Genomic DNA, 17,089 nt, shown 5'->3' on the forward strand with positions numbered 1-17,089 from the left:
CGGTCAGGCGGCCAGCACGGCGCGCAGCTGCTCCAGGCCCCAGTCCAGGTCTTCCTTGGTGATGACCAGGGGTGGGGCGAGGCGGATGGTGGAGCCGTGGGTGTCCTTGACCAGGACGCCGCGGGCCAGCAGCTTCTCGGAGATCTCTCGGCCCGTGCCGTGCGAGGGGTCGATGTCGACGCCGGCCCACAGGCCGCGCCCGCGCACCTCCCGTACGGCCGCACCCGTCAGCAGGGCGAGTTCGCGGTGGAGGTGCTCGCCCAGTTCCGCGGCGCGCCGCTGGTACTCGCCGCCGCGCAGCATCTCCAGCACCTCCAGCGCGACGGCGCAGGCCAGCGGGTTTCCGCCGAACGTGGAGCCGTGCTCGCCCGGACGGTGGACGCCGAGCACCTCGCGCGAGGAGACGACGGCGGAGACGGGCACGACGCCGCCGCCCAGCGCCTTGCCGAGCACGTACATGTCGGGGGCCACGCCCTCCTGTTCGCAGGCGAAGGTGGCCCCGGTGCGGCCCAGGCCCGACTGGATCTCGTCGGCGATGAACAGCACCCCGCGCTCGCGGGTGAGTTCGCGGACACCGGTCAGGTAGCCGGGCGGCGGCACCAGGACCCCGGCCTCGCCCTGGATGGGCTCCAGCAGCACGGCGACCGTGTGCGCGTCGAGTGCGGCCTCCAGCGCCGCCAGGTCGCCGTACGGCACGGTCTCGAAGCCCGGCGTGTAGGGGCCGTGGTCCGCGCGGGCCTCCTCGTCGGTGGAGAAGCTGACGATCGTCGTCGTACGGCCGTGGAAGTTGTTGTCGGCGACGACGATCTTCGCCTGTCCGGCGGGCACGCCCTTGACGCGGTATCCCCACTTGCGGGCCGTCTTGACGGCCGTCTCCACCGCTTCGGCGCCGGTGTTCATCGGCAGCACCATCTCCATCCCGCACAAGTCGGCGAGCTGGGCGGCGAAGTCGGCGAAGCGGTCGTGGTGGAAGGCGCGGGAGGTGAGGGTGACCCGGTCGAGCTGGGCCTTCGCCGCCTCGATCAGACGAGGGTTGCGGTGGCCGAAGTTCAGCGCCGAGTACCCGGCCAGCATGTCGAGGTAGCGGCGGCCCTCGACGTCGGTCACCCACGCGCCGTCCGCGGTGGCGACGACGACGGGGAGCGGGTGGTAGTTGTGCGCGCTGTGAGCCTGGGCGGTGGCGATGCTCTGCGCGCTCGTGGCGGTGGAGAGGGTGGACATCGTCGTCTCCGTCTCTGTGCGTACCGGTGCCGCCGGGTGGGGCGGCACCTCCATCTTCCATCGGCGCCCGTGCCGCCGTCCCGGTCCGGGGGCGCTTGTCCCGGTGGGGCGGGTGCGACGCCGTGTCCGTGCGGCACCGCGGGGGGCGCGCGCCGCAGCGGAGAGCCCCCCAGGGGGCCCGGCGCGCGCCCCCGGGGAGGCGCGGCGAAGCACCGGCGCACGGGCGGGGCGGAGGGGGAAGCCGCCCGTGCGTCAGCTCACCCGCCATCGGGTCACGGGAGGGCGTCCGCACCTGAGAGAATGGCGGCATGGCCAATGATCGTCCTCGTGTGCTGTCCGGGATCCAGCCCACCGCCGGTTCGTTCCATCTAGGCAACTACCTCGGTGCCGTACGCCAGTGGGTGGCGCTCCAGGAGACCCACGACGCCTTCTACATGGTCGTCGACCTGCACGCCATGACGATCCCGAAGGACCCGGCCGAGCTGCGGCACAACTCGCGGATGGCCGCCGCCCAGCTGCTGGCGGCCGGTCTCGACCCGCAGCGCTGCACGCTCTTCCTCCAGAGCCACGTGCCCGAGCACACCCAGTTGAGCTGGATCGTGGAGTGCCTGACCGGTTTCGGTGAGGCGGCGCGGATGACGCAGTTCAAGGACAAGTCGGCCAAGCAGGGCACGGATCACACCAGTGTGGGCCTGTTCACCTACCCGGCGCTGATGGTGGCCGACATCCTGGTCTACCGGGCGCATCAGGTGCCGGTCGGTGAGGACCAGCGCCAGCACCTGGAGCTGACGCGCACGCTCGCGGAGCGCTTCAACGGGCGGTACGGGGCGACGTTCCCGGTGCCCGACGCGCACATCCCCAAGGAGACGGCGAAGATCTACGACTTGCAGGACCCCGGGGTCAAGATGAGCAAGTCGGCCTCCACGCCGAAGGGCATCATCGAGCTGCTGGACGAGCCGAGGACCACCGCGAAGAAGATCAAGAGCGCGGTCACCGACACGGACACCGTCATCCGGTTCGACCAGGACAAGAAGCCCGGTGTCAGCAACCTGCTGACGATCTACTCCACCCTCACAGGTGCCGGAATCCAGGAACTGGAGGATAAGTACGCGGGCAAGGGCTACGGTGCGCTGAAGACGGATCTCGCGGAGATCGTCACGGACTGGGTGACACCGTTCCGCACGCGGACGCAGGAGTTCATGGACGACCCGGCGTCGCTGGACGGGATCCTGCTGGACGGGGCGGAGAAGGCCAGGTCCGTGGCGTCGGACACGCTGCGGGACGTCTACGACAAGGTGGGCTTCGTGCCCGGCAGGCGGTGAAGGGAGAAGCGATGGGCACGGGAGCGACCGGCGCGGGAGCGACCGTCACCCTCGGTGTATCGCTCGCCGTCCCCGAGCCGTACGGCACGCTGTTGCAGGAGCGGCGGGCCTCTTTCGGCGACGCGGCCGCGCACGGTATCCCCACCCACATCACGCTGCTGCCGCCGACCGAGGTGCCCGCCTCGGCGCGCCCCGCGATCGAGGCCCATCTGGCGGGCGTCGCCCTGGCCGGGCGGCCCTTCCGCGTGCGGCTGTCGGGCACGGGGACGTTCCGGCCGCTGACACCGGTGGTCTTCGTGCAGGTCGCCGAGGGCGGTGCGGCCTGTGCGCGGCTCCAGGAGCGGGTGCGGGACCCTGAAGGCCCCCTGGCCCGGGAGCTGCATTTCCCGTACCACCCGCACGTGACGGTCGCGCACGGCATCGCGGAGGCGGCCATGGACCGCGCCTTCGCCCAGCTGGCCGACTTCGAGTGCGCCTGGACGGCCGGCGGGTTCGCCCTCTACGAGCAGGGGTCGGACGAGGTGTGGCGGCTCCGGCGTGAGTTCCCCTTCGCCCCGCACCCCGGTATGCCGCCGGGCCCCGCCCACCCGCAGGGCCCGGCGCCGGCTGCGGCCTCGTCGCTCGACGTGACGCTGCCGCCGGCCGCCTGCCGGCCGCCTCACCAGCGGCGTACCGCCCTCCGCCCGTCCGCCACGCTGTAGGGGCCCGCGCCCCCGCTGTGGCGGCCTGCCGCCTTTGTAGGCCCGCGCGCCGCCCTCTGTAGCGGCGCGCCGCCCTGACCGGCACCCGGCCGGGCCCGGCGGCCTCCGAGGGCCCCTGTCGGCCGACCGGCTGATCCGGCCTGATCACGGACAGTTGCCGCCTGCGGCGGATGGCTGGAAAACGCCGTGACGGGGCAGGGGGCAGATGTGGAAAAACTGACGAAGCTGCCGCTCGTGGGCCCCGTCGTCGCGTGGTTCTTCACCACCCGGCTCTGGCACGTCTACGAGCACCTGGACGCCCGCAAGTGGACGCGGCTGGCCGCCGCGATCACCTTCACCAGTTTCCTGGCGCTGTTCCCGGTGCTCGCCGTCGGCGTCGCCGTCGCCGCAGCGCTGCTCCCCGACGACCAGATGCGGCAGCTTCAGGACACCCTCACCGACCAGGTGCCCGGCATCTCCGACCAGCTTCAGCTCCAGTCCCTGGTCGACAACGCGGGCACCGTGGGATCGGTCGCCGGCGCGGCGCTGCTGTTCACCGGCGCCAGCTGGGTCGGCGCGCTGCGCGAGAGCCTGCGCGCCGTGTGGGACCTGGAGGAGGACCCCGGCAACGTCGTCCTCCGCAAGGCCACCGACCTGGGGACCCTGCTCGGTCTGGGCCTGGTGGGGCTGGTCTCCTTCGGCGGTTCTGCTTTCGCCGTCACCGCCGTGACCCGGGTCGCCGAGTGGCTCGGCCTGACCGAGGGCGGCGTCGGTACGGTGCTGCTGCGCACCGCCGCCTACGCGGCCGCCATCGCCGCCGACTTCCTGCTGCTGTGGTACGTGCTGACGCTGCTGCCCCGCGTGAAGCCGCCGCGCCGTGCGGTGCTGGCAGCGGCACTACAGGGCGCCGTCGGCTTCGAGCTGCTGAAGCTGCTGCTCGGCGGCTACCTCCAGCAGGTGGCCGCCAAGAACATCTACGGCGCCTTCGGCGTGCCCATCGCCCTGCTGCTGTGGATCAGCTTCATGACGAAGCTGCTGCTGTACTGCGCGGCCTGGACCGCCACCGCGCCGGCCCCGGGCCCAGGACCGGACACGCAGCAACCGGTCAAGGAGCTCTTCGACGGGGGCGACGCTTCCGGTGACGGTGACGGCGGCACCGGGGAGGGGGCCGAGGCCGAGGCGGGGGCCGAAGCCGGTTCCGGCACCGGCACCGGCACCGGAACCGGCGGCAGCAGCGACAGCGACGTCAGCGGCGGTGGCGACGCGCCAGGTCGGGAAGCGGCCACCGGCGGTGCACCCCGTACGCCACCAGACCGAGAAGGACCAGAACGCCCGCGGTGATCCCGACGGCCATCCCCGCGCCGCCCGAGGGCTTGCTGTCGGTGCGGGCGGCCGCGTGCGAGGAGCCTCCGGCCTCGCCGTCCTTCGGGGTGCCCCCGCCGCCGCCCGCGCTGCTCGGTGCCGCCAGCTCGCCCACCGGCTCGACCTTTCCGGCGGCGTCGAAGCCCCAGTCCAGCAGCCTGGCGGTCTCCTTGTAGACGCCGTGCGGCTCCTCACCGTCCGGGTGCATGACGGTCACCAGCAGCACCCGGTCGCCGCGCTGGGCGACGCCGGTGAAGGTGTTGCCCGCGTTGGTCGTCGAACCGTTCTTCACGCCCGCGATGCCCGGGTAGGGGTCGATGCCCACGTCCCCCGTGAGCAGGCGGTTGGTGTTCTGGATCTGGAAGCTCTCGCGCTTGGTCTTGCCGTCCTTCTTCTTCGTCTCGCCGGGGAACTTCGCGCTCGCGGTCGCCGCGTACTCGCGGAAGTCCTTGTTCTGTAGCCCGGCCCTGGCGAACAGCGTCAGGTCGTACGCGGAGGAGACCTGACCGGGGCGGTCGTAACCGTCCGGGCTGACGACCTTGGTGTCGTTCGCGGTGAGCGCGCGCGCCTTCTCGTTCATCTCCTCGACGGTCTTGTCGACGCCACCGTTCATCGCGGCCAGCACGTGCACCGCGTCGTTGCCCGAGCGCAGGAAGACGCCGCGCCACAGGTCGTGCACGGAATACGACTCGCCCTCCTTGACGCCGACCAGGCTGCTGCCCTCGCCCATGCCCTCCAGGTCGGAGGGGAGGACCTTGTGTTCGCGGTCACTGGGCAGCTTCGGCAGCACCGTGTCGGCGAAGAGCATCTTCAGCGTGCTCGCCGGGGGCAGCCGCCAGTGGGCGTTGTGCGACGCGAGCACCTGGCCCGACTCCGCGTCGGAGACGACCCACGAGCGCGCCGAGAGCTTGGTCGGCAGCTCCGGCGCGCCCTTCCTCAGGTTCACCTGGGTACCGGGGCGGCCGAGCTGTGCCCCGCCCACGGTCGACATCTGGGCGGGTGGCTTGGGCTCTTTGGCGGCGTCCGCCGGGTTCTTCTCGTCGGCGTGCGCGGGCATCGCGGCAGGGACGGTCAGCAAGGAGAGCGCGAACGCCGTGGAGGCGAGCGCGGCGGCACGGCGCGTGCGCGGGGCGTGGGGCACGCCCGAGCGCGGGGTGCGGTCTGAATAATGCGAAGAAATGGGCACCCTGCGAACGTACAGGCCCCTCCGCGCGTTGGGGATGCCGAGCCCCGGCACACACGCCTCCGGATACGCCAACTCGCCCAGTGCGCTAGGCCAGGAGGGGGCCCGGGGTCGCCCGCCCGGCCGACGCCGGACCGGTGGCGGCCCGCTCACGGAGCGGGCCGCAGCGCGACGTCGTGCCGCATCGTGCCTGCCGCCGCTGTCACCAGCAGGAACTCCGCACTGGGCGCGTGCGAGGCGCTGGAGGTCACCAGGGTGTGGCCGCCCGGCGCCAGACCGGTCACCTGGTAGGCGCCGCCGGCCGCGCGCACCAGCGCCTGCCGCTTGCCGCGCGCGTCGACCACGGTGAGCCACGCCTCGCAGCCGCCCGGGTGGAGCGGGCAGTGCACGAAACCGGCGACGGTCACGAAACCGTCGACGGTCGCCGCACCGACGGCCCCTGCTCCGGCCCCGTCTCCCGTTTCGACCCCGGCCCCCGCCCCGGTCCCGGTCCCGGTCCCGGTCCCGGTTCCAGCCTCGGCTGTCGGCGGGAGGGCGCGTGCGGTGCGTGCGCCGGAGGTGCCCGGGGCGCCCGGCGCCTGCCCGGCGGGGGAGACCGGGGCGGAGGGGTCGGCGGCGTCCGCCCGACCGGGGCGGGGGCCCGCGTGGCCGGGGCGCGTGTCCGCGTCGTCCGGACGCGTGTCGGACCGATCGAGCCGCGGGTCCGTGTGGCGCGCGGCGGAGGCGGCGAACGCCTGGGCCGCCAGGGCACGGTGCAGGTTCTGCCGGTGCGCCCGGGGAGCGGAGGGCGGCCGCCCGCCTGAGCCGGCCACGGGGTGCGCGGCCGTGCCGGCGGGCTCACTGTCCGCACCCTCGTACGGGTCCGCGGTCGGGGCGAGAGCGATCCGCATGCCGCGGTTGTCGGCGAGGCTGGCCAACACCTCGTCGAGGGCGGCCAGTTCACGCAGCGCGGCCCGCAACCGGACCGTGCCCGCCCGGGCTGCGCTCGACCCGTCTGCGCCCGACTGGTCGGTGCGGGGCCCTGAGAGCGCCGGCGACGCCTCCAGCTCGCGGATCAGCGGGCTGACCCGTACCCAGGTGCCGTCGCCGTCGCCGGTGGCGAGCTGCCGGTCGAGGGAGCGCAGGGAGCCGGCGAAGACCTCGGTGATCCGGTCCACGCGGGCGCGCAGCGCGGGGGCGGTGTCGAGGTCGACGTCCGCCGCCACGGCCAGCGAGCGGGCGTGCCGGGTCGCGGTGCCCAGCAGCGCCAGGAGGTTGTCCCCGGTGCGGCCCCGGGCGCCCAGCGGCATGCGCACCAGCGGGCGGACGACGGACTGCATCTGGTACAGCGCGGCGTCCACCGCGCGGGCGGCACCGCGCAGCCGGATGGGGGCCTCGGGCTCCTTCCAGCGGGCGGCGACCTGCGCGATCAGGTCCTCCAGTGCGGACAGGTAGCCGCGCGCCGCCTCCCGCCGCACCTTCGAGGTGGCGACGGGGAAGACCGCGGCGGCGCACGCGGTGGCTACGAGCACGCCGAGCCCGTTCTCGACGAGGCGCTCGGTCAGCAGCCGGTCCATGCCGTCGTACGGGGTGGTCAGCCCGTACAGTTGGGTCAGCGCGACGACCAGGCCGACGACCCACAGAGCGTACGCGCGCGACATGCCCCAGGCGCCGAACGTGATGCCCGCGACGATGACCGTCAGCATCGCGTAGACGTGCCCGTGCCCGACGGCGTGCAGCAGTGCGATGCCCAGGACAGCGCCGACCGCGGTGCCCACCATGCGGTGGGCGAACTTGCGCAGCCGCTCGTGGGTGGTGTTCGTACCGAACAGCGTGATCATCACGCCGACCAGGCCCCAGTAGAACCGCTGCCCGTTGACGGCGTCGGCGAGCGGAATGGTGATCGCGGCGGCGAGCCCCGCGGTCAGCGGTGCCCTCAGATACGGGACGGCGCGGCGCCAGCCGGTGTCCGGCACCTGCGCCTCGGCGACCCGCTGCGCGGCAGGGCCGGACGCGGCCGGGCGCCCGCGCTCCAGCAGGACGGTCTGCTTGAACGGCACCTTGGCGCGGGCGGTGGGCGCGTTCCAGCCCAGGCTCAGCCAGCAGGCCAGCGCGTCGGCGAGCGCGTCCAGCAGGTCGGCGACGCGGCGTGCCGCGGCCCGCACCTCGGCCTCCTCGCCGCCGTACCCCTGTGCGGCGGCGCCCGTGGGCGCGGCCGCCTGCTGACGGATCAGTTCCGCCGCGGGGCGCAGCGCGTCCGCCCGGCCCAGGTGGGTGTCGCGGGCGAGGACGAGCCCGACGACCAGCGCCTCACGCAGGCGGGAGGGCACGTGCCGCCGCGTCAGCTGCTGGGTGGCCTGGCCGATGCCCTGGAGCGCCAGTTCCGCGTCGAAGAGGTACTGGTGCAGCAGCTCGGCCGCCTCGGGGTCCGCGGCGACCTCGGGCTGGGCCAGGTTGCCGTCGATGGTGAGGGTGGTCACGTTCAGCCGCCGCAGGGCGCGGCGCATGCGGCGAGTGGCGACGGCCGCGTCGGCGTCCGGGTCCAGCGCGGTGGCGGCGGCGTCGGCCACCCGGCGGGCCTCGACGACGAAGGCGCGCTGGGTGCGCAGCAGGTCCTCGCGCGGCATCGGACAGCACAGCAGGAGCCTCACGCCCAGGACGGCGACCGCCGTGGCGGCGGCGATGACGAACAGCCACCCGCACGAGTGCAGCGGGATGGGCGTCATCATCCCGACCAGGAAGGCGTTGAACATCATCATGCCGGTCAGCAGCGCGATCGTGCCGAACTTGAGCAGGAAGAACAGCAGGGCGATCGCGACGCCCATCAGGCACAGTTCGAGCACCCGGTCCTGGTGCAGCCAGGCGGAGACCGGCAGGATCGCGGAGTAGGGGACCGGCAGCCACAGGATGGCGCGGGTCAGCCGCAGCGGGGTGTTCTCCGCGACGGCGAACGAGCTCATCAGCCCGATCATGCCGCCGACCATCATGCCCAGCATGGCCGAGACCCCGGTGGCCACGGACATGCCGTATCCCACGGCCAGGGCGGTGACCATCGAGGTGAGCGTGCGCCAGCCCGCCTGGAGCTGGCCGAGTCCGGGGTCGGCGGCCAGTACCCAGTCCCACCAGTGGCGCGGCCCGCTCACCCGGCGGGGGGCGTGCAGGACGGCTGCGCCGGGCTCGCCGTCCGCGTCGGTGCCCGTGCCCCTGCCCGTATCCGTGTCCGCGCCCGTTCCCGTGCTCGGGTCCGCGCCGTCACCGGCCAGGCCGGTGACGGGCGACGGGCGTGCTGTCCGGGGGGTCATGGTGGCTGATGTGCTCAACTGGCCTCCGATTCCAGGGACGTCAGGAGGGTGCACACGGCTTCGCGGGCCACCGCGACGGTGTGCTCGGGGTCGTCGGCGTGCGCGTGGAGCCCCTGGAGCAGCGCGGCGGCCATGCGCCGGCGCCCCTGTTCCAGCAGCTCCCGGCCGAGCGGGGTGATGTGGGCCTCGGTGGCGCGGCCGTCCCGGGCGCAGGACCTGCGCTCGACCAGCCCGCGCGTCTCCAGCTCCTTGAGGACGGTGGTGACCCGCGGCTGGGTCAGCCCGGTGTGCGAGGTCAGCTCGGACACCCGGCGCGGGCCTTCTTCCAGGGCGTCCAGCGCGGTGGCCGAGCTGCGGGGGAGCCCGAAGTCCCCGGTCCGGAACAGGAGCCGGGAGAGCCTCCCGATACCGCTCAGCAGGCCCCGTGCCGCCCGCTCAATCCGCTGCTCCTCGCCCGTCGACGCAGTTTGCATTCCTTAAATATATAAGCAGACGATGAAAAATGCTTGCCGTTTACACGTTTCTGGGCTGTGGAGGTCGTCACATGTGGCGGGGGAAACTGTGTGTGGCGCGGGTCGCGAGGTACCTAGATCCCCTACTGCTGGACCAGTCATCTTTGCGTTTCTTTTGCAAAGTGGCGTGGTGTGCGCGGAGCTCGACCACCCGCGACCAGACCTCCAGCGACGCCGTCTGTTACGGCCACGAGTGCGCGCTCTGGGGCGCGGCCGGCTGCGCGGCTGCGGCTCGGTGAACTTCTCTGTCAAGGGCGCGCAGGACGGGCCCTTGCCGAAGAGCCCCCGCTACCTGCCCCGGTGACGTCACAGCGCTGAGCATGGGCAGAGTGCGATCTCTCCGTGGTAGGCCGAGCGTTCGGCGGGGTCAGAAGAGGCGAACAGCGGCCGGGGATCCTCCATCTGGTTGCAAACAGTGACAAGTTCGCTACACCAGCGTGTTCGGTTTTGCGGCTATCTCAGCGCCACTGCCCTCTCCGTGCAAGTGTCTAGCCGTATATCCACTATCCAAAGCAGGGTGGTATGTCATTCGAAGAGGAATGGGGCGAACTGCGGAAGAGCGAAGGAGGCGGGGGTCGGTCGCCGCACATGCAGCTTAATCACGTACCGAGCCCGGACTCTGGGACGCCTGCAAATGGAGAGAATGACCTCGCGGTCTCCTCGGAAGTGCAGACGGTGGCGAAATATATAAACGAGGAGTTCAAGCCAGCCGTAGCAGCGAAGGGCAGGATTGCCGACTTCTCCTCCGAGATGGTCGGGGGAGGGGGAGACATAGAGATGGCTTTCCTGCCGGTGGCAGGCCCGTTGGCAAGCGTGGGGGCCATGAGGAACTGGGACACGGGCCGAGGCGTCCAGTACGGACTGGTCCAGTGGGAAAAGCAGGTAGCTGATCTACAGGAGCGGCTGAGCTTTGCGATGAAGGCCCTCGGCTGGACGGGAAAGACTTTCGACGGGCAGGAGATCGACACCGCCGCCGGCTTCAACAAACTCTCCAGTCGGGGAAAGCAGGGAGACGAAGAACCGCTGTTTGTCCCTCGGGACAGTAAGCTGGACAGGTTGTGAGACCGGGCGCATGGATCTGACTTACCAGGACATAATGGAGGCGGATTTCGGGACGCTCACCACGGCAGCCAAAAAATGGCGAAGCATGGGTGAAGAATTCGGGACGCTTCGGACGCAATACGATACAAACGTGAGCAAAAAGCTCTCCTCCTGGCATGGTAAGGCCTCCGGGGCCTACTACCTTTCCGAGGCGTCGACTTTGGCGAATCTCGACGCAGCTAAGGAACAGGCTACTGCGTTTGCTCGTCTTTTGGACGATGGGCGTGAAATGCTGGACAATGCCCGCAACGCACTGAAAGAAGCCCGGAAGGCCGCGATGGAAGAAGGGGGCATGAAAGTTGATGAGTACGGGAAATGTACTACTGACACCTCAGGTATGACGTCCGGTGAAGCGGCTAGTAAGCTTCGGGATCCAGGGCGGGCCGATATCGAAACGTACTGGAACCAGGTCATCAAGAGGGGCGTACAGACTGTCCAAGAGGCAGACACGCTCATAATGATGGCCCTGAAAACTGTCGCCGGCGACGAAAGCACCTTGAAGGGAGCCGTGTCCTTCAACGCCGACGCGCCGAGCAACATGGGGGCGTTCATGAAGGACCTGGCGAAAAGGAAAGCTGAGAAGGATGCAGGGCCGCACGTCTCGCCAAACCTGGCCAAGGCCATAATCCACGGAGTGAACACGGCGATTCACACCTCAGGTGGGATGGGGCAGAAAGCGGTTGTCGGTTCAATCGACGGCCTCTCTGAAGCAACTGGCTACAATAATACTCAAGGCCTATGCCTGAACGCATCGGCAGGAATGGGGGCCAGCATTGGCGGCGAGGCTTGCCTAGTTGTCACCAGGAAGCCGGAAGGCGGGGCGCAAATATCCTTCGTCCGCTCAGTGACAACTAGTAGTGCTGGCTGGTCGTTTGGTACGGATGCCAACGTCAGTGTCATGAAGAGCAATGCCGACGACATCGACCAGATTCGCGGGCCCAGTTGGAGTGCGGGGGCATCCGGCCATGTTGGCCCTATCGGTGGCGAGGTGAATCATGTGACGGCCCTCAACGTCACAAACTCCAAAGGGGATTCCGTGTACAGTAAATCTGTTGGATTCGGCCCTGGTATCGAGGCTGGTGCATCCACGGGATTCGGTAACAGCTACGGCACGGTGCTATGGGAGTCCCCTGAGGCAAAGAAGAAATAATCGTCCGAGTAGAACTTATGTGATCGGCTGGACATGGTACTCAGGTTCTGGGGAATACTATTCCTCATCTTCGGCCTTTTGATGGCAAGCAATTACAGAGGATTCACGGAGAGGATTTTCCAATACTTGTCCAGTAGTCTACCTACCTCAAGCGCCGCGCGTCCGGGAAACTTGCGAGCCGTTGGAGTCGGCTTCGTAATCCTCGGAATTCTTTTCGCTATTTGATGGTTTGCGGCACTTCGAACTGGTGTCCCGCTTCCACCTTGTGGCCGCATGTGCTTTCCAGGTGATGAAGAGTGCCTGGGGGTATATCCGTATGTCTGTACCCTCTGCGGCTCGCCGACCAGCTCGTCAGAACAGGACGGGACTCTCAAGGAGCATTGAGGCCAGCCCAGTAAACGAGCCCCACCCGTGCACTTGTCGTCGTGCACAAGTGGGGCCTTCTGTTGTCTACCGGTGCCGGTTCGCGCGGATGCCCCGGAAGCCGAGCACGCCGATCGCCGTACCCAGCAGGAAGGAGACGATGGCGAGTGTCAGGTGAACCCAGAAGTAGGCGGTCGGCTCTCCGTTGTCGAAAGCCAGGCCGCTGGCGTCCTTGAGCAAGTTCTTGGCGAACGTGATCCATACCACCCAAGACCAGATGCCGAAGGCGAACAGGAACCAGGAAACCAGGCGTCCGATCTTCATGGGTTGTTCCTTTTCGCTCAGGGGCTTGCGGCACCACCGTACGCACCCCCCTCTCCGTGGGCCGCTGCCAGGGGCCCCGCTTCCCCGTCCTCTCCCTCGCCCGCGCACACCGTCCAGCGAGCAGCGGACAGGCGTTCGGCGACGCCGGGGACCGACCGGCTACCTTTGGGTCACCTGCCGCCGGCGATCACCCGTCTTCCCGTTGACGGGGGCGGCAGGCCCGAGAGCGAGGGGGAGGAACAGCCATGGCGGCTGTGTTGGTACTGGTGGGGCTCGTCGTGCTGGGCGCGCTCGTGGGCGCTCACCTCTACCTGTGGCGGCGCTTCGTCCGCGACGTGACGTCGCCCGGCGGCTGGTGGCGGCGCACCGGAACGGTGCTGGCGGTACTGCTGCCGCTGACCACGATCGGCGCTCTGGTCTCCGGCCAGGCCGGAGCCCCCTTCCTGCTCGAACAGATCCTCGCGTGGCCCGGCTACCTGTGGCTGGCGTGCCTGCTGTATCTGATGCTGGCGCTGCTCGCCGCCGAGGTGGTGCGGTGGGTCCTCAGGCGTACGGCCTGGGGGCGGGCGCGGGCCGCCGCCTCCCGTACCGACGGTCCTGTCCCGGCGCCCGCGCCGGAACCGGCACCGTCGGAGTCCGCCCCCGCGGGCTCCGACCCCGCCACCGGCGGCGCCGGGAGCGCCGGCTCCCTCACCGTCCCGCTCTCCGCCCCCGTACCCACCCGGCGGGTCTTCCTCGCGCGGACGCTCGCGCTCACCGCCGGGGCCGCCGGGCTCGGCACCACCGCGGCAGGGGCCTACGGCGTGCTGAACGGGCCGACGCTCAAGCACCTGACCGTTCCGCTGGCCAAGCTGGGCGAAAGAGCGTCCGGGTTCCGGATCGCGGTCGTCAGCGACATCCACCTCGGGCCCATCCTGGGCCGGGCGCACACGCAGCGGATCGTGGACACGATCAACCGCACGCAGCCCGACCTGGTGACCATCGTCGGCGACCTGGTCGACGGCACCGTCGCCGACCTCGGACCGGCGGCCGAGCCGCTGCGCGCGCTGCGCTCCCGCCACGGGTCCTACTTCGTGACGGGTAACCACGAGTACTTCGGGGACGCCCACGCCTGGGTCGACCACCTGCGCGAGCTGAACGTCCATCCACTGGAGAACGCCCGCCGCGAGCTGCCCGGGTTCGACCTGGCGGGCGTCAACGACATCCAGGGCGAGGCGCAGGGCGAAGGCCCCGACTACGACAAGGCGCTCGGCGACCGCGACACCTCACGCGCCGTCGTGCTGATGGCGCACCAGCCGGTGATGGTGCACCAGGCCGCAGACCACCACGTCGATCTCCAGCTCTCCGGGCACACCCACGGCGGACAGCTGTGGCCTGGCCCCTATCTCGCCGCCCTCGCCAACCCGACCGTGGCCGGGCTGGACCGCTACGGCGACACCCAGCTGTACGTCACCCGCGGCGCCGGCGCCTGGGGCCCGCCCGTCCGCGTGGGCGCGGAATCGGACGTCACCGTCGTGACGCTGGCCGCCAAGGGTTGAGCGCGAGCAAGGGCTGAGTAGCGCGAGCAAGAGCTGAGCGCGAGCAAGGGCTGAGCGCCTACAAGGGCTGAGAAGGCGCCCCGTAGGCGCCTCAGTCCAGCACCTTCAACACCTTCGGCCACGAGTCGGCGCGGGCCCGCTGGTCGGCCTCGGAGGTGCGGGTGACCGCACCGTCCGCGCCGCCCTCCTGGCCCGGCTGGGCGTAGGGGAACCAGTTGACGTGGTGTCCCGCGTCCGGGTAGACGAGCTGCTTGGCTCCCTGCCCCGCCATGCGGCCCGCGGCGGCCTGCGAGCCCCACATCTTGTCGTTGCCGCCGGCGACGGCGAGCACGCTGCCGCGCACGCGGTCGAGGGGGATGGGCCCGGTGGGGATCGGCTCGCCGTGGTCGGTCCATGCGGTGGTGCCGCTCAGGTACGGGCCGTTGACCTGGGACGAGGGCGCGTACGCGAGGACGTCGTGGAAGACCTCGGGGCGCCGCTGGCCGAGCAGCTGCGCCGCCTCGCTGCCCCGCGAGTTGCCCATGACTGCCAGCCGGTCGGGGTCGGCGCCCTCCTGTTCGCGCAGCAGCTCGCCGGCGCGGGTGAAGTAGTCGAGGTCGATGTCGTCGATGCCGTTCGGGCGGTGCGAGCCCTTTCCGCAGCGGAAGTAGCACACCGACATCGCCGGGTGTCCGTGCGAGGCGAGCAGCGCCGCGGTGTAGGTGCCCGCGTTGCCGCCCTCGGAGCCGCCGAAGACGAGGACGGGCGCCTGGCGGGCCCCGCCCTTGGGCGGCAGGTACAGGTCCCCGTCGACCTTGTCCTTGTCGACGGTCAGCTTGCGGTGGGTGGTGCCCTCGGTCAGCCACTGCCTCACCAGGTCGCGGCGGGCCACGCGCCGTCCCTTGTTCTGGCCCGAGGTCGCGGTCGCGGTGAACCGCACGGTGTAGGCGCGCTGCCCGGCGGGCGGACCCGGGTGGTAGGAGAAGGCCTTGCCGCTGCCGGTCATCTTCGCCGTGCGCCCGCCCGCGGGCAGCATGCCGGACAGCAGCCGCCCGGTGCCCTCGCGCCCGAGGTCGACGGTTCCGTCGCGGTCGGCGGTACGTGTCACCGTCGCCGCCCACGTCCCGCCGCTCTGATCCTCGGCCTGCGCCCGTACGGCGACCCGGGTGCGGGGCGCGAGTCCTTCCAGCCGCACGGAAGTGGGCTGGTCGGCACGGGCGCGGGGGTGGTCGGTCACGAAGTGCACTCCGTCCCTTCCCGAGGGCTTGGCCGGGCTGCCCGCCGAGGTGCCGCCGTCGTCGCTCGCGCAGCCCGCCGCGGCGAGTGCCACGACGAGGGCCGTCGCGGCGGTGGTCCGTACGTTCGCCATGCGTCCCATCCGGCGCACGATACGGTGCGCGCTTCCCGCCCGCCGTGGTCCCCCCGCCTCCTCCGGCTCCCGCGGCCCTCCCTCCGGGCGCCGGCCCCCCGTCTCCGGACGACGGGCGAACGCCGGCCCCCGTCTCCGGATGACGGGGAGGGCCCCGTTTTCCGGGCGCCGTGGCGGTCACCCGGGCGTGGCGCCGGTGGGTGGGCCGTCGGCCGGGTGCGGGTGCGGGGTCCGGTGCTTGTCAGGGCCGGGGGGCGTGTCCTGGTCGGGGCGGGGGCCCGCGGACGACGAGGGCCCCGGTGTGACGTCCGCGACATCCGTGGCGTCCGTGGCGTCGGCGATGTCGGCGCCGTCCGTGGCGTCCTCCGGGCGAGGCCCGTCGGGCGTGAAGCGTCGTACGGCCGGGACCGCGGCGGTGGCCGCTCCGGCCGAGGCCAGTACGGCGGCCGCCGTCAGCGGCGCCGCGGTGCCCCACTGGGAGGCGGCCCAGGGGCCGAGGGCGTAGCCGACGGGCATGGCGGCGAGGGAGAGCAGCCAGTCGTAGGAGGTGACGCGGGCGAGCGCGGTCGGCGGGATGGCGTTTTGCACCGTCGTCTGCCAGGTGGGGTTGAGGTAGCCGAGCCCTGCCATGGCCACGCCGTACGAGGCGATGGTCACCGGGGCCGGCGCGGCGGCGGCGAACAGGGCGAGGGGGAGGCAGAAGAGCAGGCCGAGCAGGTTGACGGTGAGGACGGGGCGGTGCGGGTAGACGCGGGAGGACAGCGCGTTGCCGATCAGCAGGCCCACGCCGCCGGCCTGGACGACCGCGACCCACACGCCTTCGCCGCCGAGTCGTTCCACGGCCACGGCGGGGCCGAGGACGAGCAGCATGGAGATGGCGACGTTGTGGACCGCGTGGGCCAGCAGGCTGGGCCAGTACCAGGCGCGGCTGACCACCTGCGTCCAGCCTTCGGCCAGGTCGGCCAGGAACGAGCGGGCCGCCAGTGGCACGTGGGTGACCCGCAGCAGCGCCAGGAGGCAGGCGCTGAGGGCGAAGGTGGCCGCGTCCAGGAGGAACGCCCAGCCGGGGCCCACGGTCAGGACGAGGAGTCCGGCGAGGGCGGGGCCGCCCAGTCTGCCGGCGCTCTCCGCCGTGGCGACCAGCGCGTTGGCCCGTTGCCTGCCCGCCGCGTCGACGGTGCCGGTGACCAGCGGGTAGAGGCAGGGCATGGCGAAGGCGGAGGCGGCGCCGCCGACGGCTTCGGCGGTGGCGAGCACCGCCAGCGAGGGGTCGCCGCCGAGCAGTTGCAGGCCGACGAGGAGTTGCGAGGCGCACCGTACGAGGTCGGTCGTCAGGGCGACCGTGCGCGCGCGGAAGCGGTCGGCGAGGACGCCGCCGACGGGCAGCAGCAGCAGTTTGGGCAGCATGGCGCAGCCCAGGACGAGGGCGAGGGCCGCTGTGGATCCGGTGGCGCGCAGCACGGCGAGGCTCAGCGCGGTGGGGACGACGGCGTCTCCCAGCAGGGAGAGGGCGCGCCCGGTGAACAGGAGGCGGAAGTCGCGGTGGCGTAAGGGGTGGGGGCGGTCGCTGGCGTGGGCGGACGGCATGGTCGCACGGTAGGGCGGCGTGCGGCGGGAGGGGAGGGGTGTTTGCCTGGGGCTGAAAGTTCTGCGAAGGTGCGCGCGTCAGGCATCCTGACACAAGCCCTGGTGCGCCCGCCCCCA

13 protein-coding genes are annotated in these 17,089 nt (G+C 71.3%); 6 read left to right on the forward strand and 7 right to left on the reverse strand.

The annotated features are described in order from the left end of the window. Window positions 1-3: 3 nt before the first annotated feature. On the reverse strand, window positions 4-1,221 hold the full coding sequence (gene rocD, locus DQ392_RS11545) for an ornithine--oxo-acid transaminase (protein ID WP_114015583.1): 1,218 nt from the start codon (window positions 1,219-1,221) through the stop codon (window positions 4-6). Between the two features lie 308 nt (window positions 1,222-1,529). Between rocD and trpS the strand changes: the two genes are divergently transcribed. From trpS to DQ392_RS11560, 3 genes are all read left to right on the forward strand, one after another. After that, complete coding sequence (gene trpS / locus DQ392_RS11550; protein WP_114015459.1) at window positions 1,530-2,543, forward strand: tryptophan--tRNA ligase; 1,014 nt, start codon at window positions 1,530-1,532, stop codon at window positions 2,541-2,543. A gap of 11 nt (window positions 2,544-2,554) precedes the next feature. Beyond that, entirely contained in the window at window positions 2,555-3,244 is a 690-nt protein-coding gene (locus DQ392_RS11555; RefSeq protein ID WP_114015460.1) for a 2'-5' RNA ligase family protein, read from the forward strand. 207 nt (window positions 3,245-3,451) lie between these two features. Next, the gene (locus DQ392_RS11560) at window positions 3,452-4,564 is read left to right on the forward strand and encodes a YihY/virulence factor BrkB family protein (protein ID WP_114015461.1); all 1,113 of its coding nucleotides are present in this window, start codon (window positions 3,452-3,454) and stop codon (window positions 4,562-4,564) included. On the opposite strand, the gene DQ392_RS11565 is transcribed toward DQ392_RS11560, so the two are convergent. The 3 genes from DQ392_RS11565 to DQ392_RS11575 form a co-directional block, all read right to left on the reverse strand. Then, on the reverse strand, window positions 4,470-5,765 hold the full coding sequence (locus DQ392_RS11565; protein ID WP_245981385.1) for a D-alanyl-D-alanine carboxypeptidase family protein: 1,296 nt from the start codon (window positions 5,763-5,765) through the stop codon (window positions 4,470-4,472). The two genes, DQ392_RS11560 and DQ392_RS11565, sit on opposite strands and share 95 nt — an antisense overlap. A gap of 152 nt (window positions 5,766-5,917) precedes the next feature. Beyond that, a complete protein-coding gene (locus tag DQ392_RS11570) occupies window positions 5,918-9,049 on the reverse strand; it encodes an FUSC family protein (RefSeq protein ID WP_114015462.1) in 3,132 nt (1,043 codons plus the stop codon). Window positions 9,050-9,063: 14 nt separating this feature from the next. Then, the gene (locus DQ392_RS11575; RefSeq protein ID WP_114015463.1) at window positions 9,064-9,522 is read right to left on the reverse strand and encodes a MarR family winged helix-turn-helix transcriptional regulator; all 459 of its coding nucleotides are present in this window, start codon (window positions 9,520-9,522) and stop codon (window positions 9,064-9,066) included. Between the two features lie 561 nt (window positions 9,523-10,083). Here DQ392_RS11575 and DQ392_RS11580 point away from each other — a divergent pair. Beyond that, window positions 10,084-10,623, forward strand: a complete 540-nt coding sequence (locus DQ392_RS11580) for a hypothetical protein (protein WP_147266518.1) — start codon at window positions 10,084-10,086, stop codon at window positions 10,621-10,623. 10 nt (window positions 10,624-10,633) lie between these two features. Then, window positions 10,634-11,812, forward strand: a complete 1,179-nt coding sequence (locus DQ392_RS34055; RefSeq protein WP_147266519.1) for a type 2 periplasmic-binding domain-containing protein — start codon at window positions 10,634-10,636, stop codon at window positions 11,810-11,812. Between the two features lie 450 nt (window positions 11,813-12,262). Here DQ392_RS34055 and DQ392_RS11585 read toward each other — a convergent pair whose 3' ends face one another. Continuing rightward, entirely contained in the window at window positions 12,263-12,499 is a 237-nt protein-coding gene (locus tag DQ392_RS11585; RefSeq protein WP_114015465.1) for an SCO4848 family membrane protein, read from the reverse strand. A 245-nt stretch (window positions 12,500-12,744) separates the two neighbouring features. Here DQ392_RS11585 and DQ392_RS11590 point away from each other — a divergent pair, with 245 nt between their 5' ends. Beyond that, a complete protein-coding gene (locus DQ392_RS11590) occupies window positions 12,745-14,037 on the forward strand; it encodes a metallophosphoesterase (protein WP_114015466.1) in 1,293 nt (430 codons plus the stop codon). A gap of 91 nt (window positions 14,038-14,128) precedes the next feature. Here DQ392_RS11590 and DQ392_RS11595 read toward each other — a convergent pair whose 3' ends face one another. Continuing rightward, window positions 14,129-15,394 (reverse strand): acyl-CoA thioesterase/bile acid-CoA:amino acid N-acyltransferase family protein, encoded by a 1,266-nt coding sequence (locus DQ392_RS11595; RefSeq protein WP_114015467.1) that lies wholly within the window; start codon window positions 15,392-15,394, stop codon window positions 14,129-14,131. Between the two features lie 168 nt (window positions 15,395-15,562). After that, entirely contained in the window at window positions 15,563-16,972 is a 1,410-nt protein-coding gene (locus DQ392_RS11600; RefSeq protein ID WP_245981369.1) for an MFS transporter, read from the reverse strand. Window positions 16,973-17,089 lie beyond the last annotated feature (117 nt).

This window comes from Streptomyces reniochalinae (genome assembly GCF_003323735.1).
Classification (GTDB): Bacteria; Actinomycetota; Actinomycetes; order Streptomycetales; family Streptomycetaceae; genus Streptomyces; species Streptomyces reniochalinae.